25 protein-coding genes are annotated in these 22262 nt (G+C 47.5%); 11 read left to right on the top strand and 14 right to left on the bottom strand.

Translation table 11 applies throughout. The features are described from left to right. The first annotated feature begins 266 nt into the window (after positions 1-266). The 4 genes from QUB68_RS00815 (at position 267) to QUB68_RS00830 (ending at position 3770) form a co-directional block, all read left to right on the top strand. Positions 267-1010, top strand: coding sequence for a hypothetical protein (locus tag QUB68_RS00815; RefSeq protein ID WP_332988473.1), 744 nt, complete (start codon positions 267-269; stop codon positions 1008-1010). An 84-nt stretch (positions 1011-1094) separates the two neighbouring features. Next, entirely contained in the window at positions 1095-1343 is a 249-nt protein-coding gene (locus QUB68_RS00820; protein WP_332988475.1) for a hypothetical protein, read from the top strand. 269 nt (positions 1344-1612) lie between these two features. After that, positions 1613-3319 carry an NAD(P)/FAD-dependent oxidoreductase gene (locus tag QUB68_RS00825; RefSeq protein WP_332988477.1) on the top strand — a complete coding sequence of 569 codons (1707 nt, stop codon included), beginning with the start codon at positions 1613-1615 and terminating at the stop codon, positions 3317-3319. A 202-nt stretch (positions 3320-3521) separates the two neighbouring features. After that, positions 3522-3770 (top strand): DUF4926 domain-containing protein, encoded by a 249-nt coding sequence (locus tag QUB68_RS00830; RefSeq protein ID WP_332988478.1) that lies wholly within the window; start codon positions 3522-3524, stop codon positions 3768-3770. Between the two features lie 17 nt (positions 3771-3787). Here the strand turns inward: QUB68_RS00830 and QUB68_RS00835 are convergent, their stop codons facing one another. The 7 genes from QUB68_RS00835 to QUB68_RS00865 all read right to left on the bottom strand — a co-directional run bounded on the left by QUB68_RS00835 (position 3788) and on the right by QUB68_RS00865 (position 11199). Next, positions 3788-4120 carry a DUF5615 family PIN-like protein gene (locus QUB68_RS00835; protein WP_332988480.1) on the bottom strand — a complete coding sequence of 111 codons (333 nt, stop codon included), beginning with the start codon at positions 4118-4120 and terminating at the stop codon, positions 3788-3790. Next, on the bottom strand, positions 4117-4347 hold the full coding sequence (locus QUB68_RS00840) for a DUF433 domain-containing protein (RefSeq protein ID WP_332988482.1): 231 nt from the start codon (positions 4345-4347) through the stop codon (positions 4117-4119). The genes QUB68_RS00835 and QUB68_RS00840 overlap by 4 nt, the downstream gene beginning before the upstream one ends. A gap of 584 nt (positions 4348-4931) precedes the next feature. Beyond that, positions 4932-5486: an NYN domain-containing protein gene (locus tag QUB68_RS00845; RefSeq protein ID WP_332988484.1), complete on the bottom strand. Its 555-nt coding sequence runs from the start codon at positions 5484-5486 to the stop codon at positions 4932-4934. Positions 5487-5812: 326 nt separating this feature from the next. Further along, a complete protein-coding gene (murI, locus tag QUB68_RS00850) occupies positions 5813-6673 on the bottom strand; it encodes a glutamate racemase (RefSeq protein WP_332988486.1) in 861 nt (286 codons plus the stop codon). A gap of 291 nt (positions 6674-6964) precedes the next feature. After that, positions 6965-8755 carry an N-acetylmuramoyl-L-alanine amidase gene (locus QUB68_RS00855; RefSeq protein ID WP_332988488.1) on the bottom strand — a complete coding sequence of 597 codons (1791 nt, stop codon included), beginning with the start codon at positions 8753-8755 and terminating at the stop codon, positions 6965-6967. Positions 8756-9517: 762 nt separating this feature from the next. Continuing rightward, the gene (locus QUB68_RS00860) at positions 9518-9763 is read right to left on the bottom strand and encodes a hypothetical protein (RefSeq protein WP_332988490.1); all 246 of its coding nucleotides are present in this window, start codon (positions 9761-9763) and stop codon (positions 9518-9520) included. 401 nt (positions 9764-10164) lie between these two features. Beyond that, positions 10165-11199 (bottom strand): alpha/beta fold hydrolase, encoded by a 1035-nt coding sequence (locus QUB68_RS00865; RefSeq protein WP_332988492.1) that lies wholly within the window; start codon positions 11197-11199, stop codon positions 10165-10167. Positions 11200-11615: 416 nt separating this feature from the next. Between QUB68_RS00865 and infC the strand changes: the two genes are divergently transcribed. The 3 genes from infC (at position 11616) to QUB68_RS00880 (ending at position 16002) form a co-directional block, all read left to right on the top strand. After that, positions 11616-12152: a translation initiation factor IF-3 gene (gene infC / locus QUB68_RS00870; protein WP_332988494.1), complete on the top strand. Its 537-nt coding sequence runs from the start codon at positions 11616-11618 to the stop codon at positions 12150-12152. Positions 12153-12259: 107 nt separating this feature from the next. Continuing rightward, a complete protein-coding gene (locus tag QUB68_RS00875; protein WP_332988496.1) occupies positions 12260-15319 on the top strand; it encodes a HEAT repeat domain-containing protein in 3060 nt (1019 codons plus the stop codon). 206 nt (positions 15320-15525) lie between these two features. After that, positions 15526-16002, top strand: a complete 477-nt coding sequence (locus QUB68_RS00880; RefSeq protein ID WP_332988498.1) for a Crp/Fnr family transcriptional regulator — start codon at positions 15526-15528, stop codon at positions 16000-16002. A gap of 163 nt (positions 16003-16165) precedes the next feature. Here QUB68_RS00880 and QUB68_RS00885 read toward each other — a convergent pair whose 3' ends face one another. Beyond that, a complete protein-coding gene (locus QUB68_RS00885; protein WP_332988500.1) occupies positions 16166-16510 on the bottom strand; it encodes a DUF4870 domain-containing protein in 345 nt (114 codons plus the stop codon). Positions 16511-16702: 192 nt separating this feature from the next. On the opposite strand from QUB68_RS00885, the gene prfC reads away from it, so the two are divergent. Next, on the top strand, positions 16703-18331 hold the full coding sequence (gene prfC, locus QUB68_RS00890; RefSeq protein ID WP_332988502.1) for a peptide chain release factor 3: 1629 nt from the start codon (positions 16703-16705) through the stop codon (positions 18329-18331). Between the two features lie 259 nt (positions 18332-18590). Here the strand turns inward: prfC and QUB68_RS00895 are convergent, their stop codons facing one another. The 3 genes from QUB68_RS00895 to QUB68_RS00905 all read right to left on the bottom strand — a co-directional run bounded on the left by QUB68_RS00895 (position 18591) and on the right by QUB68_RS00905 (position 19867). Then, the gene (locus QUB68_RS00895; RefSeq protein ID WP_332988505.1) at positions 18591-18779 is read right to left on the bottom strand and encodes a hypothetical protein; all 189 of its coding nucleotides are present in this window, start codon (positions 18777-18779) and stop codon (positions 18591-18593) included. Beyond that, the gene (locus QUB68_RS00900) at positions 18773-18946 is read right to left on the bottom strand and encodes a hypothetical protein (RefSeq protein ID WP_332988507.1); all 174 of its coding nucleotides are present in this window, start codon (positions 18944-18946) and stop codon (positions 18773-18775) included. Before QUB68_RS00900 ends, QUB68_RS00895 begins: the two co-directional genes overlap by 7 nt. 270 nt (positions 18947-19216) lie before the next feature. Next, the gene (locus tag QUB68_RS00905) at positions 19217-19867 is read right to left on the bottom strand and encodes a hypothetical protein (RefSeq protein WP_332988509.1); all 651 of its coding nucleotides are present in this window, start codon (positions 19865-19867) and stop codon (positions 19217-19219) included. 100 nt (positions 19868-19967) lie between these two features. Between QUB68_RS00905 and QUB68_RS00910 the strand changes: the two genes are divergently transcribed. Together QUB68_RS00910 and QUB68_RS00915 are read left to right on the top strand one after the other, a co-directional pair. Continuing rightward, positions 19968-20192, top strand: a complete 225-nt coding sequence (locus QUB68_RS00910; protein ID WP_332988510.1) for a hypothetical protein — start codon at positions 19968-19970, stop codon at positions 20190-20192. After that, positions 20192-20647 (top strand): hypothetical protein, encoded by a 456-nt coding sequence (locus tag QUB68_RS00915; protein WP_332988512.1) that lies wholly within the window; start codon positions 20192-20194, stop codon positions 20645-20647. Before QUB68_RS00910 ends, QUB68_RS00915 begins: the two co-directional genes overlap by 1 nt. Before the next feature lie 123 nt (positions 20648-20770). Here QUB68_RS00915 and QUB68_RS00920 read toward each other — a convergent pair whose 3' ends face one another. The 3 genes from QUB68_RS00920 to QUB68_RS00930 all read right to left on the bottom strand — a co-directional run bounded on the left by QUB68_RS00920 (position 20771) and on the right by QUB68_RS00930 (position 21830). After that, positions 20771-21121, bottom strand: a complete 351-nt coding sequence (locus QUB68_RS00920) for a hypothetical protein (RefSeq protein WP_332988514.1) — start codon at positions 21119-21121, stop codon at positions 20771-20773. A gap of 143 nt (positions 21122-21264) precedes the next feature. Then, entirely contained in the window at positions 21265-21600 is a 336-nt protein-coding gene (locus tag QUB68_RS00925) for a DUF5615 family PIN-like protein (protein ID WP_332988517.1), read from the bottom strand. After that, positions 21600-21830, bottom strand: a complete 231-nt coding sequence (locus tag QUB68_RS00930; protein WP_265239574.1) for a DUF433 domain-containing protein — start codon at positions 21828-21830, stop codon at positions 21600-21602. The genes QUB68_RS00925 and QUB68_RS00930 overlap by 1 nt, the downstream gene beginning before the upstream one ends. 116 nt (positions 21831-21946) lie before the next feature. Here QUB68_RS00930 and QUB68_RS00935 point away from each other — a divergent pair, with 116 nt between their 5' ends. Continuing rightward, positions 21947-22201, top strand: a complete 255-nt coding sequence (locus QUB68_RS00935; protein WP_332988519.1) for a hypothetical protein — start codon at positions 21947-21949, stop codon at positions 22199-22201. The last annotated feature ends 61 nt before the right edge of the window (positions 22202-22262 follow it).

Below are 22262 nucleotides of genomic sequence, written 5' to 3' on the forward strand. Positions count from 1 at the left end.
AAGACCAAAAATCCGGTGGCGATCGCGCTATTTGGTAGCGAGTCAGAGGATTGTTGGCTGTTCCGGGGTTTTTGGGTCAAGCGTCCTAATTGAGTTTTCTGTGGGTCTCCATATAGTTCAGCTCGGCAAACAGCACGCTCTCAAGCACTGGTTTTGGCGATCGAGAACACGATTCGATATGATTGAGAACACAAGACCTTGTGATTGAAATCACACTTACATAATGATGAACTTGGTAGCATTTTTCCATAATCAGGTGCATCATAATGGAAAAAGTCCTAGCATTGATTGAAAAGAAGAAGCAAGAATTTGCTGAATCTGGGCTATTTGAGTTTATGCGAGACCAAAGTATAGACCCAAGACAACGCCTAGCTTTCGCTCCCTGCATTGCTCCTTTCGCAATGAGTTTTGGCGAATTTAACAAATATGTCTTCCGAGAAGAACCCACCAACGATCCTCTTCAAGTAATAGTTAACACTCATACTTATGAAGACGATCATCACTGGTTGTGGTTTATGGAAGATTTGGAAACACTGGGTATTAACAAAGCGGTCAAGTTCAATGATGCTTTGAATTTTCTCTGGAATGAAGAAACAAAACCTTCGCGGTGGGTAACACATCACATTTTTCGATACGCTTTTGGAGCTAGTCCTATCACTAAGTTGGCAATCCTGGAAGTGATAGAAGCAACGGGTAATGTATTCTTCTCAACGGCGGCACCTATTGCTCAAGAATTACGAACAATTACCCAAAAAGAGTTTCGTTATTTTGGCAGGTTTCATTTGGAAGTGGAAATAGCTCATATTATATGGACACCTGAAGTGTATCAATTGATTAAAAACACACAACTGACAGAGGAGACTCGTCAAGAGGTTTTTAAGATGGTTGAGCACTTGTTTGAAGTTTTCACGGAACTGACGGATGCTCTTCTGGTTTATGCAAAAACCCATAGCTTTGAGCATTCTTTTGTCCAAAGCCGTGAGATTTTGCAACCTTTAAAAGTTGCGTAGCTTACGAGATGTAAAGTTTTCAATTTTGATAGCCAGACAAGTCTTATAATCAGATCAAATTCATTACTGAGAAGGATAGACATTATGTCAGAATTCAACAGCAATTCAACTGTAATCAATGAGCCAGAACCGACTATTAACACTTGGACTGAGAATCTGGATATAGCTCACACTTGGACTGAGAATCTGGATATAGCTCACACTTGGACTGAGAATCTGGATATTGCTCATACTTGGACTGAGAATTTAGAGATTGCTCACACTTGGACTGAGAATTTGGAGATTTCCCACACTTCTCAAATACCTGAACAGGAGAAACTAGCAGTCGGATAAAATCTGCTGCAAATAAAGTTCAGCCTCGTTCATTCCCGAGGCTGAATAATTAGTCGATCGCGAAAGAGTTCTTTTCATCGGACATCGCTTCATGTTCTGATTGAACCTTCGGGATTAATCTTTGAGTATCCATCTTTGATTTTAGTTAGGTACATTCCAAGTCTTTCTACGGAAAGAGCGGCGATCGCAATTTTCTAGAAATAGGGTGTTTCGCGATCGCCCGATGTTTCGTCAATGTCCAAAATTAGCATCTACTACCTTTATTTCCTATGAGCCATTACGACGTTGTTATTGTCGGCGGCGGCCCCGCTGGAAGCACTGCTGGTACTCTGCTCAAGAAGTACAATCCCAATCTAAGCGTGCTAATCCTAGAGAAAGAAAAATTCCCTCGCGATCACGTTGGGGAAAGTCAATTGCCTCAAATTAGTGATGTGCTTGAGGAAATGGGATGTTGGGATAAAGTAGAAGCTGCCAACTTCCCGATTAAAATTGGTGGAATCTATCGCTGGGGAAATGATCTACAGCCTTGGGATTTTAATTTCGTTAAGCCGGAATTGTTTAAAGATGAACAGCGGCCTGCTAAATTTGAGGGACAGAGACGGCAAACTGCTTTCCAAGTCGATCGCGCAAAATATGATGAAATCTTGCTGCGCCACGCCGAAGAAATGGGATGCTTAGTCAGAGAAGAGACTGCGGTTGTTAAGGTAGATGTGGTGGGCGATCGGATTACGGCTTTGCACGTGCGATCGCAAGAACAAATAACCGCCCGCTACTACATCGATGCCTCCGGCCACATTGGCGTGCTGCGGCGAGCATTAGGAGTCGAGACACACAGCCCGACGCGGCTGCAAAATATCGCTATCTGGGACTACTGGACAAACGCTGAATGGGCAGAGACAATCGGCGTTGGCGGCACCCGGATACAGGTACTGAGTTTGAGTCACGGGTGGCTGTGGTTCATTCCCTTGGGCCCAACTCGCACCAGTATCGGCTTCGTTTGCCCTGCGGAACATTATAAGTCACTGAAAAAGCGACCAGAGGATATCTATACCGAAGCGCTCAATAGTGAACCTCGCATCAACAAGTTAATCGCTAATGCTACCAGCACGGGAAAGATTGAAACTACCAAAGATTGGTCATTTTTGGTCGATAAAACAGTAGGAGAAAATTGGTTTTTGGTGGGTGAAACTGCTGGTTTTGCTGACCCGATTTTATCGGCGGGCATGACTTTAGCTCATACTGGTGCCCGTGAATTGGCTTACACGATTTTGGCATTAGAGGAAGAGCAGCAGAAATACGATGGTAATTGGCTTAAATCTCAATACGACCACAATCAACGAAGCCGAGTTGAACAACACATTCGCTTCGCTGATTATTGGTACGCTGCTAACGGTCAATTCACTGATTTACATGAACATTCAAGGGAAATTGCGCGGGATGCTGGGTTAAATTTAAGCCCGGAAACAGCTTTTCGATGGTTAGCTCAAGGTGGATTTACCAATGATATTTTGGGTCAAGCGGTGATTGCTGGATTTGATATGGGTTCTATGAAACAGGTGATGCAGCGCTTTTCAAAGGAGGAGGTTCCTTGGCTACTTTCGGCGTACAATGTGTTTCAGTTAGACCTAGTGGAGGCTGATGTTGAGTTTGTAGCTGTTTATAATGCTGGTGAAATCAACAGAATCAAGTGTTATGTTAAGAACGGTCAACGGTTGCCTGTTACAGGTTTCTATGGTTTGCTGATTGACATTTTGGGCCGCACTGATTGCATTGAACAAATTTATCGGCAGTTGGTTTTGGTGTTTAGGGAGCGTTTCTCTGTGCAACACGCTCAGGTAGCACTTCATCAAGCCCTGGGCTGTTTGGAGGTGATGGTGAGTTCTGGTATTGTTAAGGCGATGTTGAACCCGGAGTTGTCTAAGTTGAATATTTTTATACCTATTGAAGGTGAATTAATTCACACTCATAGGGATTAGAGTTAAGATTCTCTGGGTACTGCATTAATTGAAAATAGCTTTGAGCTGATCTTTTTGCAACTTTCTATGTGAAATGAGCAACGGATGTCAATTAATGATAATTCTGACAAACTAAAAGTCTGAAAGTGGCAAGTTTCACCTTCAGACTTTGATTCCGAGATTAACAACCTGCTATCCTCTATAGTGCCTGGAGGTGATAAGAGTGGCAAAGAATACAGTCAAATTGCTAGATGTTGTTGCCTTAACCGTTGACCTTCCTGAATACAACCTACGGCGTGGACAAGTTGGGACAGTGGTTGAACTGTTGGCTGATGGTGCAGCGTTTGAGGTTGAATTTAGCGATCGCAACGGACGCACTTATGAATCTGTCGGATTGCGAAGAGAGAAAATCATGGTGTTGCACTTCCAGCCAGCATCACCTGATATCAAGTCTGAGATAGTTACAGCGTAAGCAGGACTACTCTTGAATCAATGAAGCTCTAAGCAGTGAAGGTTAGAATTACTTAAAAGCTCTTGAATTGCTTCTTGTCCAGAGGGGATCAGAGTTTCAACTTGATTTGTGGGTGCATTTCCACATCTCAACCACACTACTTTCGGTGGAGAGCTATACAGCCGACTTCTTTCCGTAAAGTCTGCATCTTGAGTCACAATACAGAAATCGTTCAACTTGGCGAAATCCCAGACTTCTGTATCTGTTTTCTCTGCTAGCCCATGCAACTGAACATGGCTAGCATTAGGGAAAATATCAGCCAAGCGAGTAACTAATTTTCGGCTCAGATTTTGATCGAATAGTAGTTTCAAGCAGCACTCACCGAAGCAACTAAACGATGCTCGCGATCGGCAACAAACTCTAGACAGGCTCTAATATCTGTTTCTGTTAGTTCTGGGAAGTCGTCAATAATCTCAATAATAGACATTCCAGAAGCCAGCCAGCCAAGAACATCGTAAACCGTAATCCGCATCCGACGAATGCAGGGCTTGCCACCTCGCTTATCCGGCTCTATGGTGATGATGTCGCGATAGCTCATGATACAGGTAAAGTGTTTGCATTTACATTATATAAAAACATATCGGAAAATAAACACAAAAAAATCTGAAGCTGGAAACTTCCAACTTCAGACTTTTAATAACTCCCCGGGTAGGATTTGAACCTACGACCAATCGATTACACTTATCCCAACGTTTCCGAAGGGCGCGGACTATTTCATCATCCCTAAAACGCAGATTTAATATCTATCGCGGGATGTCGGGCGCTGTGAGATTTATTGGTTAGGCTCCTCATCTCTAGTCTCTGCACCTTTCCGGCTACTTGTGGTTTAAACCACTGCCTTTTGCCAGACTTGGCTCAAGATTGCCGCCACCCAAAGTGCTGCGGTTTCCTTGAATTCACCCGATTTTTCAGTACCCGTTACCGGATAAAGCTGCTATGTCACTAGGGCTTTTGGTTGATACCAAAGGCTTGCATTCATTACAGTCGATCGCTCTGCCACTGAGCTACCGAGGATTGAGGCTTTTTGGTCAGCCACATTTACTAATAGTACCGGAAGTTATTAGATTTAGCAAGGCCTTTGACAAACTTTTTTTTTGTCATGCAGCAAGCGGGTTTGGGCCGTTAATGCAGCCCCATTCTCAGCTTGGCGAGGCGCTGCTGCGATTCTGGATCGAGGGAACTGGCCAGAAAGCGACTGGAGTTCTGTTTGCGGGATTTGTGCAGGCGCTCGGAACGACGGGCTGTTGATTCTACGTCTGCGGCAAGTTGCTCGGCAGACATCCATTCGGCACCGTAGCCGACTACTGTCAGTTGCTGCGCTCGATCGGATGTGGCGACAATCATCCGCCCTTTGCCTTTGACCGATCGCAACTCGTACCGCAAATTAGCACAAGACTTTTCAATATAAGTATCTGCTGTCTGACCGAAGTCAGTGTAGTGCACCGATAAATGTTTAGTAATAATTTCTTTAACGCTGGGAGTATCTCGATAGTGGGCATCAAACACGAGTCTGGCCTCAAAATCTTGAACTGCGCTGTAGTTAACTAAAACCTCAATCAACTCGCGGCGGGCTGTTTCGAGTTCGTCGCGATCGCGCTTCTCTCGGAGTCGAGGCCAAAGCCCAATCATGTTATAGCCGTCTACAAGTAAAACTGCTTGCGATACATAGGGTGACATGGTTCAAGGCTGAATAGCTCCAGCAGATAGAGGACATTATTTGCATTGTTCATCAAAGCTTTTGTTAAATCTTATTACAGATTGATGATTGATTGCTACCTGCGATCGCAATAATTAAACCCCCCAAATCCCGCTCGCGTTTGGGATGTGGGGGGCAGAACGATTTTCGATTTTCGATTTTCGATTTTCGATTAAAGAATCGGGAATGACTTATGAAATAAGGGTTTGGAGTTGACCTAGCGTTGCATTTCTTGGGGAAACTGGTGTCAGATTTGCTCGATCCTCTTTGAGGGCTTCGCTAACACACGATCGATACATTTTCTGGATTATTCGGCAGATTCCACGGATACGGGCGATGGCTTACGCCCCGCTTCGCTACGTACAACAGCCGGCAGAAATATTTTCTCAACCGCAGGAGTACAGCCGAGCCACTGCACCGACAAGTCAGCAAACTGCTGCGGGGCGCCGCTCACGCAAAAACGAGTCGGCAGCGCAACACCAGCATTCCGCAGCCCCAAAACCTCCAACTCTCTAGCAGCAGCAGCCACCACCCGCACCGCAGGATCGATCAAATTCACTCCAGCAGGCAAAAGCGATCGCAGCACCGGAGCCAACAGCGGATAATGAGTGCAGCCGTAAATCAGCGTATCAATGCGCTGCTGGATCAAAGGAGCCAAATATTCCCGAGCCACCTCAGAAGTATAAGGATCGTGAATCCGATTTTGCTCCACCAGAGGCACAAAAGCCGGACAGCTAACCTGCCACACCCGACAAGAAGCGTCCATTTCCAAAATCGCATTTCGATAAGCATTGCTAGCAGCCGTAGCCGGAGTTGCAATCACCCCGATTCGCTTGCCTTGCTGCACCGCAGCCTGCGCCCCCGGCAGAATCACTCCCAGCACCGGAATATCAAACTCAGCCTGCACCATCTCCATCGCCAAAGCAGAACTGGTGTTGCAGGCCATAATCACCATTTTCACATCTTGTTCCACCAGCCACGCCATAATTTCGCGGACAAAATGCACAATTTCCGACGCCGCGCGAGTGCCGTAGGGCAGCCGTGCCGTATCTCCAAAATAAAGTATTGATTCGTTCGGCAATTGTTTGTATAACTGCGTCAAAACAGTCAAACCGCCCACACCGCTGTCAAAAATACCGATTCTTTGTTTTCCAGAGTCTGTTGTCATTTTTAAGTTGTCAATAGTTATTAGTCAACAGTCATTAGTCATTAGTCCTTAGTCATCAGTCATTAGTTATTAGTCTCAGCATATTCGGTTAGATCGGGATGATACCGAGTGTGGGAGCCTTTCTATCGCGAGCGGGATGCTCCCACTCTCGGCAATTATTCGGATGCCAAACGATATCATGACCGATTACCAATTACCAATGCCCAATGACCTGTTTGGCCAATGCCCTGTTTGCCCCATGCCCTGTTTGGCCCATGCCCTGTTTGGCCCATGCCCCATGCCCCATGCCCATTATCTTTGTTGAAGATAAAGTAAAATGCCGCGAGCGATCGAAGCCGCCATTTGACTGCGGTAAGCTGGATCGGAAAGTTTAGCAGCATCCTCAGCACCTGTTACAAAACCGACTTCCAACAACACAGAAGGCATAGAACTTTTCCTCAAAACATAAAATCTCGCCTGCCGCACCCGGCGGTCAGTCGCCCCCGTCCCATCCAAAATACTGGCGTGAATCACGCGGGCTAAGTCTTGCCCGCTATCGAAATAATAAGTCTCAATGCCGCTAATATCCGGCCGACTCATATTAATCGCATTAGCGTGAATGCTGACAAACAAAGTAGCATTCACCCGTGCTGCCAAAGAAACTCTCGGTTCCAGGTCGATTTCGCTGTCGTCAGTCCGAGTCATGACAGCTTGCACGCCCTGCTGTTCCAGCAGCCTCGCCACCTGATAGGAGATATCTAAAACAATCTCCTTCTCCTGAATGCCCCCAATCCCTACTGCACCAGGATCGCGGCCGCCGTGGCCAGGATCGATCGCCACTACGACGCGGCGGTTAGAAGCTTGGGGCAAATCGCCCGCTCCGATAGTCCTTCTCGGCAACGGCTGCGGATTGGGATCGCGAGTCAAAGGCGGCTGCGCGCTAGTATTGGACGATCGCAACTGCAAAGACAGCAAAGAAGGGCTCGGCCTAGTCACCCTGCCTACCTGTACCCCCGATCGCGGCTGCACCCAAATCACCACAGTGTCAGCGTCTTCCTGGCTAGCAGTAAACGATACAGGACTGTTGGAATCGAGCTGAGGAATTTGCCCCGCTAGGGAACTAGAAGCGAGCCGAATCCAGTAAGATTTCGATGCCTGATCCCACCCGCTGGTATAGGAGACTTGGCGATCGGTTCTTACCACGAATTGCGTGCCGTTACTGGCTAAATCAATGGACTGAACTCTCGCTAAAGTTCCGCTCGCTGGTCTCCCAACAGGTACAGGCCCGGAGCGCGTAAGGATTGGCGGACTCGCGCCCCCTGGCGATAGCACAACGCCGCCCGAATTGCTCACAGAAGCGCGCCACTGAGTATTAGAACTCTTCATCCGCAAAGTCACGCGGGTAACGGGCGGGTCTGTTGGCAGTTGCCGGACTTCAATCTTGTCAACTCCGTGCTTGCCGTTGGTTTGAGGCTGTTGGCCACCCGCGTCCGGAGCTAAAGTAGCTCCTTCAATATCGAGGGTAGCGATGTCCCCGGCCCGACTTTGTTGAAAATTAATTTGGGGGCGCCCGCCGGCAGTGCGGACTAAAAAACCGTCCGCCGTCACCTGAACGTTTTGAACTACAGTCGCCTCAGCCGACTGGGCTTGCGGTGCTGAAGATTCAACCGATAACCTTTCTCCTCCAGGCTCTGAAATCGGATTTTGAGTTCCTCGGCGCACCGGCGTCGGCAAATCCACTGTCCACTCGCTGGGAGAAATCCCTCGGAATTTTACTTGCTGGGGGTCTAAAGTAAACCCGTCTCTGATCTCGACGACAATTCTGGTCGTATCGTTGTCAAACTGTCCTACTCGCACCGATTCGATCGCCCCTGAGAGCGGTTTGCTGACCGAGGGACTGCCCAGACTTGTCCCCGGTAAGTCGATTACCAACCGCGTCGGGTTGAAAATCAGTTGAGCCTTGGGTTGCACTCCCCCCTCTGTTCTAATGTAGAGCCGGTTCTCTGAAGCATCAAACCGCCAAGATTGCAGTCTGGCTGCTTCGGCGGCTCCGGCGAGCAAAAATACACTTAAGAAACTCGGTAGTAGCCAGTGGAATTTCACGACAGTTTTTTCCTCGTTTGGGTTACTGCTAAAAGCTGGAAGCGTGCTGCTTGCCCGATCGGCTTTCAGCAGGCCCGCCGCCAGCCGACCGGGGGCGATCGAGCGTCAGTTGTGGGCTAAATTGACTTTGTTATGGGTGGCGATCGTCCAAAATCCCTGATTGTGACATTTTTGAACTTTTCCGTATGCTTGGGGGCGATCCGTTATAAGCTGACTGAAAGATTGTTTGTACAAGGGAAGCTATTTATAGCAGAAGGTCTTCGTCAGAAGTAAGAAAACCAATGGTTTCAGGAATTAAGAACGTCCTCGCCTTCTCGGCTGTTGCTATATTTTTATGCTCCTGAAACAAGGTGTTTCTTGAAGCTAGAATGTACAAGTTAAAAGGTAGAAAATTTTGGCGATTCTAGGGAGGGTTTCATAGATCTTTAAAATTGGAGCATCTGGTTACGGCGAAGGTAATTATCTGCTGGACAGTTGCGTTTTGTTGTAACTTTTCCTAGACCACCCCGACAACTTAACAACCTACTTCGGCAACAATCCGGATTTCCAAGATTGAGGTGACTTTTTAAGCCCGCTAAATGTTAGTTCCAGATTAACTGGCATATCCTTTTTGCAAAGTTTTTTTGCTGGCAGCTTAACAGTTAAATAAAACTATATAGCGCCCCGAACTCTTTTTTTTCGGGAATTTTTATCGTCAGGGCTTTTCGGTACTGCTGAAAAGTTAGTGGGGCGATCGCGCCCACCCAGGTGACACTATGATAGCTAGTCCGTGCTGTCAGCACTAACCGGAGAGTGTTTTCTGTCACCGGGAGCGGGCAATGCTTTGTCATTAACACTTTGCGAGGGTGCGCGATCGACAGCCAGAGCATTGGTTGGTTGACGGGGGAAAAAGTTTTGACGGTAGATATAGCGATCGCCGTTGTGATTTTTGGACAGTAAAAACAGTCGATCGGCTTCTGGATAAAACCTGTTATTTGGTTTGATGATTTGCCTTTCGACTAACTGCATAACTTGTATATAATACTACCAGTTAGAGAAGATACACTATCTTGGCGATGGTGTCAATCTCTGAGTTTATGAAAAAAGTGACCATCAAACTAGATAAACGAGTTTACAGAAATATGGAGACTTGCTTGAACGCGCGAGTCGCGCAGAGCAAAAAAGTTATTTAGGTTGCTTCAAACCCGCGGAAGCCAGCTAAAAGTCAATCTCAAATCTCAAATCTCAAATCTCAAATCGACGGACTCTTAAGTGCTGGAAACTTTGTAATAACATACCACCGGGTGCGATCGAATTCTCACAACTTTATTTTTGAGCGGTATCGATTGACAGTTGACAGTTGACAGTTGACCGCTTGAGGGCGACCTCTACATGGAAGTCCGAGGATTCGAGTAATGAATAGTCTTGTTTTAATTTCTCCCTACAAGGCTTGGGGCTTTAAACCCATTCTTTGGAGTAAAATTCCGGCTGATCCAGTTCAAAATTGCTTCATTTACTTGTTCCGGGCATTCATCCTGGGGACAGTGGCCGGCATTTTCTAATTCAACTAGCTCTACACACTTGGGATTGCATTCGACAAATTGGTGGGGGCGGGCGAACCGAGGGGGAATCATCCGGTCTTGTTTGCCCCAAATTAACAGCATCGGGATGGTTGAATTTCGCAGTATAGTCTTGACACCAGGGCCGACTTGTGCACTTCCTACAGCTTTGAATACAGCGCAGAAGGCACGGGCAGCTCCCCGATCGCCCGCAGGCCCTGCTAGAATTTCCACTAATTCGTCGGTAATAGCTTCCGGGTTGGCGTAGGCAAAGCCAACCCAGCGGCGGACAACGGCAGGTTTGCGGACTAAAGCAAACAGAGGTCTGAGGATGAGCGGAGAAACAAACCAGCTTTCAACCGCGACGATCGCGGGTAACAGCCATCCGGGCACCGCCTCGGCTCGCACAGAGGGGTCTGGGAGGCTAATCATCACCGTGCCGGCCACCATGTCTGGGTGAGCGGCGGCGGCGGCCAGACAAATCAGGGAGCCGATCGAATTTCCGGCCAATATCACAGGCTCTTTGATAAAAGTCAGCCAAAAATCATAAACTTGCTCGACCCACAGAGACACGTCGTAGTTGACGGGAGCTTTTTGGGAAGCGCCAAACCCCAGCAAATCTAAGGCGTAAACTGTATGGTTTTCGGCGAGTTGGGTGAGATTTTGTCGCCAATGCCCGATCGAAGCTCCAAACCCGTGCAGTAAAATAATCGGCGTTTCCGATGCCGCTGGGGCAATTTGCGCCACCGCGGCATCGGCAAATTCGATCGCGCCTGGATGCGACGCCCGATTCGGCCGTAAATAAGTGTAGCGAGTTTGCCAACCCCGCCACACCCAGTCTCGTTGAGTACCCACCCGTTGATGCCATTGCAGAGAATTTGTCAATTTTGCCTCAGCTCGCAACATAAATTTACACTTGCTTATACCTATTCTACAAGTCAAATCAGGGGACTTGGGGACTTGCCAGACCTGGCTGTAGGGGGGTGTGAAAAGCCGTTTTGCCTCATCCTTAAAGCTTTCGCCGGAATTTTCGCTGGTTTTGTGATCAATCTGGCTCTCGGAACGGGCGATACGTGTGAAGTTAAAATAAAACTAGGCAGAAACTCAGCCAGACTGAGTAGAATAGCAAGTATTGTAAGACTTCATTTACGATAGTCCAAATATTCCCCAACGATGAAGCTGAAGGGAGACCAGGCGCGGTAGTACGTCCGGTAAGGGTAACACCTTACAAAACAGTTCGATCGTGCCAGTGAAATATTGGCCGCTCAAACCCGTAACTACAACGAAGCTTCAAGATTAAACTACTGCTTGTAAAACCATTCATGCCTGTGATTGAAAGAAGACAAAATCGCAATCTACCCCAGATCAACGAAAACATTCGATACCCCAGAATCCGGGTGATCGATACCGACGGCGCGCAACTCGGGATATTGACGCCCGCAGAAGCGCTGCGCCTCGCCGAAGAAAAAGAACTCGATCTCGTACTTGTCAGCGACAAAGCTGACCCGCCCGTATGCCGGGTAATGGACTACGGGAAGTACAAATTCGAGCAGGAAAAGAAAGCGCGAGAAGCAAAGCGGAAGCAGCACACTGCTGACGTGAAGGAAGTGAAGATGCGCTACAAAATTGAAGAACACGACTACCAAGTGCGCCTCAAACTAGCAGACCGCTTTATCAAATCCGGGGACAAAGTAAAAGCCACGATCATGTTCAGAGGTCGGGAAATCCAACACAGCAACCTAGCAGAGGACTTGCTTAAGCGCATGGCCACAGATTTGCAGGAAATCGCAGAAGTGCAGCAAGCCCCGAAAAAAGAAGGACGCAGCATGATGATGCTGCTGTCGCCAAAGAAAGTATAAATAGATAGTCATTAGTGATCAGTCATCAGTCATAAACTGGTGACTGATAGCTGATGACTTCGGAAGTTCGTCAGGAATAAGCTACCACACAGGGAAATCAACGCTGCATGGAAAATTTTCAAATCAGCGGTTCGGCGGGAGTAAGACAAGGAGTGCTGCGATCGCTCAACCTGCGATCGGAAGAAGTAGAGCGAACCGTACTGATGTTCCTCGTCTACACTCTCACCTCCGTCGGGCTGATCTGGCTGGAACTCAGCACGGTAGGTCTGTTTTTAGACGAATTCGGTGCGGACAAAATGCCCTATATCTATATAGCCAGCGCCTTTATCGGTTCTGGTTTGGGATTTGTCTACTCGTGGCTGCAAAAAATCCTGCCGCTAAGGCGCACCGTTGTAGTTGTTTTGGCAATGATGTCGGTACCGCTATTTTTGTTTAGATTAGGCATCGGCTACGAAAATACTAAGATAGCTGGCATCAGCATCGCTTTTATTACTATTTTTTTGATGTGGCTGTGGGTGGAAGCTTGCTATGTCCTCAATGACCTCAATACTTCCATCACTTCCAACCAACTGTTTAATATTAGAGAAATCAAGCGCACCTATCCGCTAGTCAGCAGCGGCTATCTAGTGGCTGGAGTAGTCAGCGGATTTTCTCTGCCGGTTTTGCTCTACGTAGTCGGACTCAAAAACGTTACTCTGATATCGGGGTTAATGGTAGCGACAGGCTCGGTGTTGCTGTACTATCTCACGGAAAAATACCGCCAAGCATTCCCGGAAACGGCTCACTGGACAGAGGACGAGGACGAGGACGACCAAGAAGAATTTACCGCCCGCAAAGTTACAGGCCCGCTGCAAAAATACGCCGTACCTCTAGTCAGTTTCTTCGTCCTCGCAGAAGTCGTCTACGTCCTGGTAGATTTCCAATTCTACAGCCAGCTAGAATACCAAAACCCTTCGGACGGCGCGAGTGGAGCTAGCTGGATCGCTAGCTTCCTGGGCATTTACGAAGGCATACAAGGCTTGTTTCAAGTCGCAACTCAGTGGTTCGCTTCTAGCCGCTTGGTAGAACGAATCGGCGTGTTTGTGACGGCGATGATTTTGCCGGCGGGCATCGCTATTCTAGGCGTGCTGACCATAGGAGCATCGCTGGGCCAGCTAGTGTCTGTGTTCATCGGACTGATATTGCTGAGATTTTTCGACGAATTGCTACACTACACGCTGTTGGAAACTGTTAGCCCGGTTTTATTCCAACCGATTCCTGACAATATTCGATCGGGCATTCAAACTCTAGTCAACGGTGTGGGCGAACCTTTGTCCTGCGGAGTGACAGGAGTCGGCATCCTAATTATGCTGTGGGTGACAGACAAGGTACTGCCCCACCAAGACGAAAAGGACACGCTATTTCACGACAACCAAAGCTTGGTATTCATCGGCGCGATCGTACTTTTGGCCCTGCTGTGGGTATTTGTAGTGTGGCTGATTCGCTCTCAATACGTGGGTTTGTTGGTCAAAAGTGCGGAACGGGGGCGCTTGGGCGTCACCGACGTTGACCTCAAAGCTCTGAAGCGCGCAGTGGTGGAAACTCTGGAAAAACCGGGGAGCGAAGATGAAAAGCGCTCTTGCATAGAATTGCTGACGCAAATAGATCCTAAAAATGTTGGAGAAGTCCTGGCTCCGATTCTGGAAGTGTTGCCTTCGGCTTTGCAGCGCCAGAGCTTGGAAACTATGCTGCAACACCCGAACCCGGCATATTTAGAAGCTGTCCGCGCACTCTCGGAGCAATCCTTGCCGCCGGAGGTGCTGGCCTTGGCTTTGCGCTACATCTGGCTGACGGAAGCTGAACCGAATATCGACAGCTTGCGGCCTTACTTGCAGCCGAACGTCGATCCGGTGGTGCGGGGTACGGCGGCTGCTTTAATTATGAGAAGGGGCGATCGCCAGCAAAAGGCAGAGGCTACTAACACGCTGCGCCAAATGCTGACGCACAAGCAAGAGCGGGAACGTGTGATGGGGACGCGAGCTCTGGGAGAAGCTGATTATTTGCAAGGACTGCGGCTGTACATCCCGAATCTGTTGCAAGATGAATCTCTGCGAGTGCGCTGTGCTCTGCTAGACGTGATTTCGTCTACTCATTCGGAAGAATATTATCCTTCGCTGCTGCGCGGACTCGGTTACAAATCGACTCGGGAAGCGGCTTTGCAGGCGATAGTCAAACTTCACAACGATGCCATTCCTTTGCTCGTGTATTTGGCTGAGGACATCCATAAGTCGGATTTGGTCAGGTTGCAAGCTTGGACGGCTCTGGGTCAAATTGGGACTGTGGAGGCGATCGACATTTTGGTCAGCAATTTGATGTCGGCTTGGGGAACTACCAGGCGCAACATCCTCCGCATCCTGTTGAAAATGCCTTCGGAAGCGGGGATAGAAGGGGTTCTAGACCGCATCGGCCGCAGCGGCTTGGAAACTCTCATCGAACAGGAGTTGATGTTTATCGGGCAAATTTACGCAGGTCTGGTAGATTTGTCTGCGGTAACAACCTACGGCAATTTTGCCGATCGAGATGTCAACAGCGCCGGATCGCTTGGGAACGATACTGCTCAATTGTTGCAGCGCGCTCTGGCGGGGTTGGAAGCTGATGCTAAGGATCGGTGTTTTTTGCTGATGAAGTTTCTTTATCCGCTGGAAACCGTACAAGCCGCTGCTTTCAACATCGCTTCGGGCCAACCTTCTTTGGTGGCTAGGGGATTGGAAATTCTTGACAATACTGTCGATATAGCTAAGAAGCGATCGCTCCTCAATTTGTTCGATCAGCACTCGGAAAGAGAAAAATTGAGCAATCTCTCGGAATTGATGGTTTACAAACCTCTAACCCCTAGCGATCGTTTGCGCCGCTTGCTAGAATTGCGCCACTTCCTTTCGGATTGGGCCTTAGCCTGCTGCTTTCACTTGGCGAGGGAAGCGCGCTGGAGCCTTACGGCTCAACAAACTCTTGTCTGTCTGCAACACCCGACGGGTTTTGTCCGCGAAGCAGTGTTAGCCTATTTGAAAATAGCCTCGCCGCGGGCTTTGCTCGAATTGTTGCCGAGGCTGCAAAATGACCCCGATAATTTGGTATCAGCTCAAGTTGAAGAGATGATGGCTGAGTTGGGTGCTGGGGGGAAAAGGTAAAGAAGGAAGAAGGAAGAAGGAAGAAGGAAGAAGGAAGAAGGAAGAAGGAAGAAGGAAGAAGGAAGAGGGAAGAGGGAAGAGGGAAGAGGGAAGAAGGAACAAAAAGAAACTATGCCCAATGCCCAATGCCCAATGCCCAATGCCCAATGCCCAATGCCCAATTCCTCTTCCTTTGTTTAAGTTTAAATCAATCACTGCATCGCATTATGTTAACTAGCGTCGAACGCCTATTGTTTGTCAGGGAAGTTCCGATTTTCAAGGAACTGCGGGATGATTTTCTCGTGCGTCTAGCATCGGTAATGGATGAACTTTCGTTTCCTTCCAAGCACAGGATTTTTACGGAAGGACAAGAAGGTCGATCGCTCTATATCTTGGTATCGGGTACGGTGCGAGTGCATATAGGCGATCGGGATTTGGCACAGTTGAAGGCGGGGGCTTGTTTCGGGGAAATGTCGCTGTTTGATGCGGAACCTCGATCGGCTTCTATTTCTACTGTGGAACAATCGGAGTGTTTGATGCTGACTCAAATGCAGCTTTATGATGCGATCGATGAAACGCCGGGAATTGCTGTGAATATTATTCGCTTGCTGTCGCGCCGGATTCGCGAGTTGAATATCAAGTTGAATGCTAAAGAAGCGGTTATGCCACCCACAGATCCTGTGAGAGTAGTTGAAATGCGATGAATGTTGGGAATGAAGAATTGGGAATTGTGTTTTGGTCGATCGGCAATTGTGCACGATTTCTATTGTAGGGTGCGCAATGCGCACCCTACTGTAAAACAATTAAAAACCCGGTTTCTTGAAAAAACCGGGTTTCTGAAATCGATACCCAAGAGCGATTTACTGTCTAGAATAAGCGAAAAATAAAAGGGTAGCGGTAGGGTTGGTTGGGATCTTTTAAAATCTCTAGAATCGCCAAGATTGTCAGTCCCCAATGCAGCAGATAACCGATTGGTATTAGGACAAAGCCGGCCAAACCTAAAGTCAGGAAAGTTACCACCCCAATAATGGTGGTGTACAGCCAGACATTGAAGTGAAAATTGATGGCTTCGGTGGCGTTTTCTTTGACAACGGGGTCATCTGATACTAATAATACGGCGATCGGCACTCCGATCGACAACCCTAACGTACTCAAAAAAATAGCCCCGTGGCACAGCAGTGATAGCAGCTTCCGCTTGTCGGAGTCGTACATATGACTTTTATTCCTTGACTTTAGTGATAATTTTACCTTCAATAGCAACTCTAGCACAGGGTATAATAGCAGTCTGGTGATGATTCCCCTACTTACTTTGTGATAACCGAAAGCAATTTAGTCTGGGACTACGGACTGAGCCGTGGGAACACTTCTTCAATCTAAAATCTAAAATCTAAAATCTAAAATCGAATGACCACAGAACTCGAAACTGAATTGCTAACTGCCGTAGAGCGCCGGCGCAACTTTGCGATTATCTCGCACCCTGACGCGGGTAAAACTACTTTGACAGAAAAGCTGCTGCTTTACGGAGGTGCGATTCACGAAGCAGGTTCTGTGAAAGCGCGGCGAGCTCAGCGACACGCTACCTCTGACTGGATGGCGATGGAACAGCAGCGGGGAATTTCGATTACTTCTACTGTTTTGCAGTTTGAATATCAAAATTATCACATTAATCTGCTCGATACTCCGGGACACCAAGATTTTAGTGAAGATACTTATCGGACTCTGGCGGCGGCTGATAATGCGGTGATGCTTGAGGATGCTGCTAAGGGTTTGGAACCGCAAACTCGCAAGTTATTTGAAGTTTGTAAGCTGCGACGTTTGCCTATATTTACTTTCTTTAATAAGCTCGATCGCCCTAGCAGAGATCCTTTGGATTTGTTGGACGAAATTGAGAAGGAATTGGGGTTGCAGACTTATGCGGTGAATTGGCCTATCGGTACGGGCGATCGCTTTAAGGGTGTTTTCGATCGCAGAGGGCGCAAAATTCACTTATTCGAGCGGACTAAACACGGTTCTCGCGCTGCTGTTGATACGGTTGTCGAATTGGGCGATCCGCGGATTGAGGATTTGTTGGAACAAGACCTTTACTATCAACTTAAAGAAGAGTTGGAACTGCTCGATGAGTTGGGAACTGAACTCGATTTAGATTTAGTTCGCGCTGGGAAAATGACTCCGGTTTTCTTTGGTAGTGCGATGAGCAATTTTGGGGTCGAACTGTTTTTGGATGCGTTTTTAGATTACGCTATGAAACCGATCGCCCGCAACAGCAGCGCCGGGGAACTTCCGCCAACTTACGAAGATTTTACTGGGTTTGTGTTTAAGTTGCAAGCGAATATGGACCCGAGACATCGCGATCGCGTGGCGTTTATTCGGGTTTGTACGGGCAAGTTTGAAAAGGACATGAACGTGACTCACGCTCGGACTGGTAAAACGGTGCGTTTGTCAAGGCCTCAAAAGTTATTTGCTCAGGATCGGGAGTCGATCGAGGTTGCGTATCCGGGTGATGTGATTGGTTTGAATAATCCGGGGGTTTTTGCGATCGGGGATACTATTTACACTGGTCAAAAGCTGGAATATGAAGGCATTCCCTGTTTTTCGCCGGAACTTTTTGCTGTTTTGAGAAATCCGAATCCTTCTAAGTTTAAGCAGTTCCGCAAAGGTGTTTCGGAGTTGCAGGAAGAGGGCGCTGTGCAAATTATGTATTCGGTTGATGAGTCGAAACGCGAGCCGATTTTGGCGGCTGTGGGACAGTTGCAATTTGAGGTGGTGCAGTTCCGAATGCAGTCGGAATATAATGTGGAAACTGCGATCGATATGTTGCCTTACAGTGTAGCTCGTTGGGTTGATGGCGGTTGGGATGCGCTGGCAAAAGTTGGGCGGCTGTTTAATACGGTGACGGTGAAAGATAGTTGGGGCCGGCCGGTTTTGCTGTTTAGAAATGACTGGAATTGCCGTCAGGTTGAAGGTGAGCATCCTGTTTTGAGGTTAAATGCGATCGCGCCTGTGGTTTCTGGTTTGGCTGTTAGCGCGGAGTGAGGATGATTTGTTTGTAGGGACGCGGGATTGTCGATATGTGTCAACTTAAGGCTGAAAACTTTTTTATCTCTGGTTTATAGCCGAGGCCAGATCCCCCCTAACCCCCCTTAAGAAGGGGGGGACAAGATTCCGATCAAAGTCCCCCTTGCTTTCGGGGGATTTAGGGGGATCTGGCCTCGGCGGTAAACAGCAGTCTATGGGTACGTTCGCAGCTTAAGTTAACACTAATGGGCACTGCCGTGTCCTGAATCTTCGTGATTCATAGTCCCAATTTGGCTTTGGCATTTTCCCAGGAAATAGTTTCGCCTTGACGTGCTTGGTTGATGCTTGCGCGCAGTTTGGTAACGAATTCTGTATCGGTGAGAATATCTAAGGTTTCTAACAGTTCAGTCAAATGCGTGTAGCTCATTTTCCTGGTTTTCGATCGCTTCAAATAAATCATCAGCATCCTCTGTCTTCATAAATGCTTTCTCTGCTAATCGCTTCATCTGAAAGAATAGGAAGGTTGAGGGTACGATGACTGTTAACCCATTCCAGAAATGCTATTGACCATTCTGTTGTAGTAGCGGTTTCGTAAAAGTGACGTTGTTGAGATTTTATTAGCCGTTTCATCATGGCACTTCTTGAATTGATTCTCATATTATAACTATCCAATCCCTCATCAAAACAAATAAGACCGGGCGAATGGAATTCGCGGCGACACAAACACTCACGCGCCGACGCGGGTTGAGGAAAATACGATCGTTGAAATTAGGTTATTTTCTTCAGTCCGCGGAGGCGGACATCGTTTGTGTAGACGCGGTTTCAACCGCCGTCTCATCTTTCCAGCCGCTGACGCTGGTAACGAGTAAATCTAAAATCCAAAATCGGTTGACGGCGGGTACCTTATGCGGCTACGCTGTGAATTGAGAGGTTGCTTTGCTTGCACAGGAGGCAACCCGCGTCGCCCGAAAATCTAGTTGCACTGCCCAAAGCTGCGCGAACAGCAATGGACAGCATAACCGCCAAACTGGGACTAGCAGTCTGGAGGCTAACGGAGTATCTTAGCATTCTCTGTGGCCGCCCTGCTATGTGTTGAAATGCGGGGCGGCTGGATTTTTGGGTTTCCTTAGAAAACCCAAAGTCAGGAGAACATAATATGTCACAGGAATTCGTGCCCGACGAAAACTCATCCGATTGTCCAAATTCGGATTCAACGGCGGTATCGGAACAGGATGTGCTGCTGGTAACGCTTGTGGGTTCGCCCCAGGGTGTCCGGGAAACGATTCTCACTTTGTACCGGCTGGGATTTGCCCAAGTTGGTGATTGGAGTCCGGTACAGCGGGCGGTAAATGCTGGCCAGGTGATGAGTGTGCTGATTCGTCGGAAAGTGCGATCCTCTTCGAGGGCTACGCTAACGAGTGACAGCACGTCGCCGGGAAGGTAAGCTAGAAGGTTAAGTGCTTTGATGAAGGAGGCGATCGTCTCCTTCATTAACCAACAGTTTAAGCCTTGGAATAAACAGGGTGTTAAAGCATGATTTGGTATTATCATCAAATAAATTCACTCTAAAGATGCGCCTTGACACAGTGCTGCAAACACTGCGTCAAGACGACTTCTCCAATGTTGTAGAGCCAACACAGGAGCTATATCAATCATGACAAATAACGATCCAAATAGGTGGCTGCGCTACGATCCAGATGAGGATATCTCCCGACACAGCGCCACTGATCCGCAGAAATGTCGGGATATGCAAAAGAAGTATGGCTGGAAACTGATCGACATCGAGGAAATCGAAAATAAGAACATTTTTGAAGTTGATTGCGTGTTCAAAGGGAAAACGGAATTTCCCAACTATCTCGAAGAAAAGGAGGAAGAGTGATGCAGAAGTACATTATTTTTCAGGCTGAGTCAGGTGAGGATGAAGGCTGGAGACAGAGAAAACTCCAACACAGCCAAGCTCTAACTTTTATCATTGCAGAACACTGGGATTCTTCTAACGAACCGATTCCTGAACCGGGATATCGCCCTGTAGAATTTGTGCGGCTGGACTCTGAACACGATCCAAAGGAACACGCACACAATACTCACTATCGCGTCAGCAATTGGGAAGTTGTGCGGGTGCAAACATACACGCCGGATATTCCCACTCCGATGAGCGAATATGACGTAATTGTGATGTGCTACTGTCGGTATAATGCGATCGATGCTCCTCTCAAATCGATGCCAAAACGACAGGTATCGATCGATTCTTTTGGTGGCGATGAAGTGGCTTACAAGCAATACCTAGAATCGGAAATGGGCAAGAATTATGCGCCGTCAGGTATCAAGTCTTAGGTCTGACGATGGGGGCTAGAAACCGGGTTTTTTCGATAATTCTTGGTTGTGATTCGCAGATTTGGGGAAAAACCCGGTTTCTTTGTCGGAGTGCGTAAGTCCTACTAATATTATTCCAAACGTTCATTTTAGATATTTCTCCACCAAACGTTCTTCTAGCATGGCCGCAACTTCCGCATCTGTTGGCGGTGGCATATCAGTTTTTGCTAGCCCTCTGAGTCGCTTGGCTGCACCTTTGCGATCGTGTTGCAATCTAATTTTAACTTCGGAATTTGTTGGGGGTGGTGCATCAGTTTTTGGTAGCCCCGTCATGGGTTCCACGAAGTTATCTGGTAAAGATTGTGGGGGTTTTAGTTCCCGTCTGATGGACTCAACAATCGCATTGACTAGAGCTAATCTGTCGGTAACTGATAGTTTGTGGGCTTCTCGGCTTAAGGGCAGCCAAGGCATTTGCGGTATTTGGGATTCGTTCATATTTTTGATATTTTGATATTTTATGGGTCTATTTTAGCAAATTTAGGACTTACGCAGGGGTGGCCAGAAACCGGGTTTTTTCGAGAATATTTCGTTGTGATTCGCAGATGCGGCCAAAAACCCGGTTTCTTTAAACGTTTTTATTAAAACAAAGTGATAATACCGCTATTAGGAGTGTCACTTAAAGCTGCGATCGCATCATAGTTATCTCTTAGTAGCCGCTCGATATCCCGCGTCGAGCAATTTGGGCGCCGTATCCAAATTACCTTGGGAGGAAACCCCAACAATAGACTCAATTCGCTAAAATCCGCATCCTTGGTAACGACAATATAGTCATGCTGACGAGCATAATCCCAAACTTCGCGATCGGGTGCGCTAGGTAATTCAATCCCATCAACATGAGCGAAAGCCGGATAAATGTCAGCCAGGAGATTGATGAGACGAGGAGAGAGATTTTGGTCAAACAACAGTAGTTTCATCACCCAACAACTAACATAAACTGCTCTCGTTTAGCTGCGAAACTTAAGCAAGCTAAAATATCCTGTTGCGTGAGATAGGGAAAATCATCTAGGATTTCTTGATAAGTCATGCCAGAAGCGAGATATTCCAACACGTCGTAAACCGTAATTCTCATACCTCGAATACAAGGTTTACCACCTCGCTTACCCGGTTCGATCGTAATGATCTTAGCGATGTCTTGTTCTGACATGGCATTTTTCCTTTAACTACTGTCCTCAATTTTAGCATCAAAAGATAGCGATTAACCCGGTTTCTTTGAGGACGCGCCGGTGGCCAGAAACCGGGTTTTTTCGAGAATACTTCATTGTGATTCGCAGATTTGGGGGAAAACCCGGTTTCTTTGTCGGAGTGCGTTTAGGACTGCGCGGGTGGCCAGAAACCGGGTTTTTTCGAGAATATTTCGTTGTGATTCACAGATTTTGGAAAAAACCCGGTTTCTTTGTCGGAGTGCGTCAGTCGTGCGTGAGTGGCCAGAAACCGGGTTTTTATGACAATATTGGTGGTGATTCGCAGATTTGGAAAAAACCCGGTTTCTTTGTCGGAGTGCGTAAATCTTGTTAGTGATTAAGCAATATTGTAGGGGCGGGTTCACCAACAATACTGGCCAATAATTGACAATCTT

The sequence above is a fragment of the Microcoleus sp. A006_D1 genome (assembly GCF_036702805.1).
GTDB lineage: Bacteria > Cyanobacteriota > Cyanobacteriia > Cyanobacteriales > Microcoleaceae > Microcoleus.

Excerpts from the sequence above, each read along its gene's own strand:
- QUB68_RS00820 (WP_332988475.1), top strand. The coding sequence starts at position 1,095 with ATGTCAGAATTCAACAGCAATTCAACTGTAATCAATGAGCCAGAACCG.
- QUB68_RS00815 (WP_332988473.1), top strand. The coding sequence starts at position 267 with ATGGAAAAAGTCCTAGCATTGATTGAAAAGAAGAAGCAAGAATTTGCT.
- infC (WP_332988494.1), top strand. The coding sequence starts at position 11,616 with ATGCCTGTGATTGAAAGAAGACAAAATCGCAATCTACCCCAGATCAAC.
- murI (WP_332988486.1), bottom strand. The coding sequence starts at position 6,673 with ATGACAACAGACTCTGGAAAACAAAGAATCGGTATTTTTGACAGCGGT.
- QUB68_RS00840 (WP_332988482.1), bottom strand. The coding sequence starts at position 4,347 with ATGAGCTATCGCGACATCATCACCATAGAGCCGGATAAGCGAGGTGGC.
- QUB68_RS00925 (WP_332988517.1), bottom strand. The coding sequence starts at position 21,600 with ATGAAACTACTGTTGTTTGACCAAAATCTCTCTCCTCGTCTCATCAAT.
- QUB68_RS00915 (WP_332988512.1), top strand. The coding sequence starts at position 20,192 with ATGCAGAAGTACATTATTTTTCAGGCTGAGTCAGGTGAGGATGAAGGC.
- prfC (WP_332988502.1), top strand. The coding sequence starts at position 16,703 with ATGACCACAGAACTCGAAACTGAATTGCTAACTGCCGTAGAGCGCCGG.
- QUB68_RS00930 (WP_265239574.1), bottom strand. The coding sequence starts at position 21,830 with ATGTCAGAACAAGACATCGCTAAGATCATTACGATCGAACCGGGTAAG.
- QUB68_RS00860 (WP_332988490.1), bottom strand. The coding sequence starts at position 9,763 with ATGCAGTTAGTCGAAAGGCAAATCATCAAACCAAATAACAGGTTTTAT.
- QUB68_RS00910 (WP_332988510.1), top strand. The coding sequence starts at position 19,968 with ATGACAAATAACGATCCAAATAGGTGGCTGCGCTACGATCCAGATGAG.
- QUB68_RS00875 (WP_332988496.1), top strand. The coding sequence starts at position 12,260 with ATGGAAAATTTTCAAATCAGCGGTTCGGCGGGAGTAAGACAAGGAGTG.
- QUB68_RS00900 (WP_332988507.1), bottom strand. The coding sequence starts at position 18,946 with ATGATGAAACGGCTAATAAAATCTCAACAACGTCACTTTTACGAAACC.
- QUB68_RS00825 (WP_332988477.1), top strand. The coding sequence starts at position 1,613 with ATGAGCCATTACGACGTTGTTATTGTCGGCGGCGGCCCCGCTGGAAGC.
- QUB68_RS00845 (WP_332988484.1), bottom strand. The coding sequence starts at position 5,486 with ATGTCACCCTATGTATCGCAAGCAGTTTTACTTGTAGACGGCTATAAC.
- QUB68_RS00895 (WP_332988505.1), bottom strand. The coding sequence starts at position 18,779 with ATGCTGATGATTTATTTGAAGCGATCGAAAACCAGGAAAATGAGCTAC.
- QUB68_RS00880 (WP_332988498.1), top strand. The coding sequence starts at position 15,526 with ATGTTAACTAGCGTCGAACGCCTATTGTTTGTCAGGGAAGTTCCGATT.
- QUB68_RS00865 (WP_332988492.1), bottom strand. The coding sequence starts at position 11,199 with ATGTTGCGAGCTGAGGCAAAATTGACAAATTCTCTGCAATGGCATCAA.
- QUB68_RS00920 (WP_332988514.1), bottom strand. The coding sequence starts at position 21,121 with ATGAACGAATCCCAAATACCGCAAATGCCTTGGCTGCCCTTAAGCCGA.
- QUB68_RS00885 (WP_332988500.1), bottom strand. The coding sequence starts at position 16,510 with ATGTACGACTCCGACAAGCGGAAGCTGCTATCACTGCTGTGCCACGGG.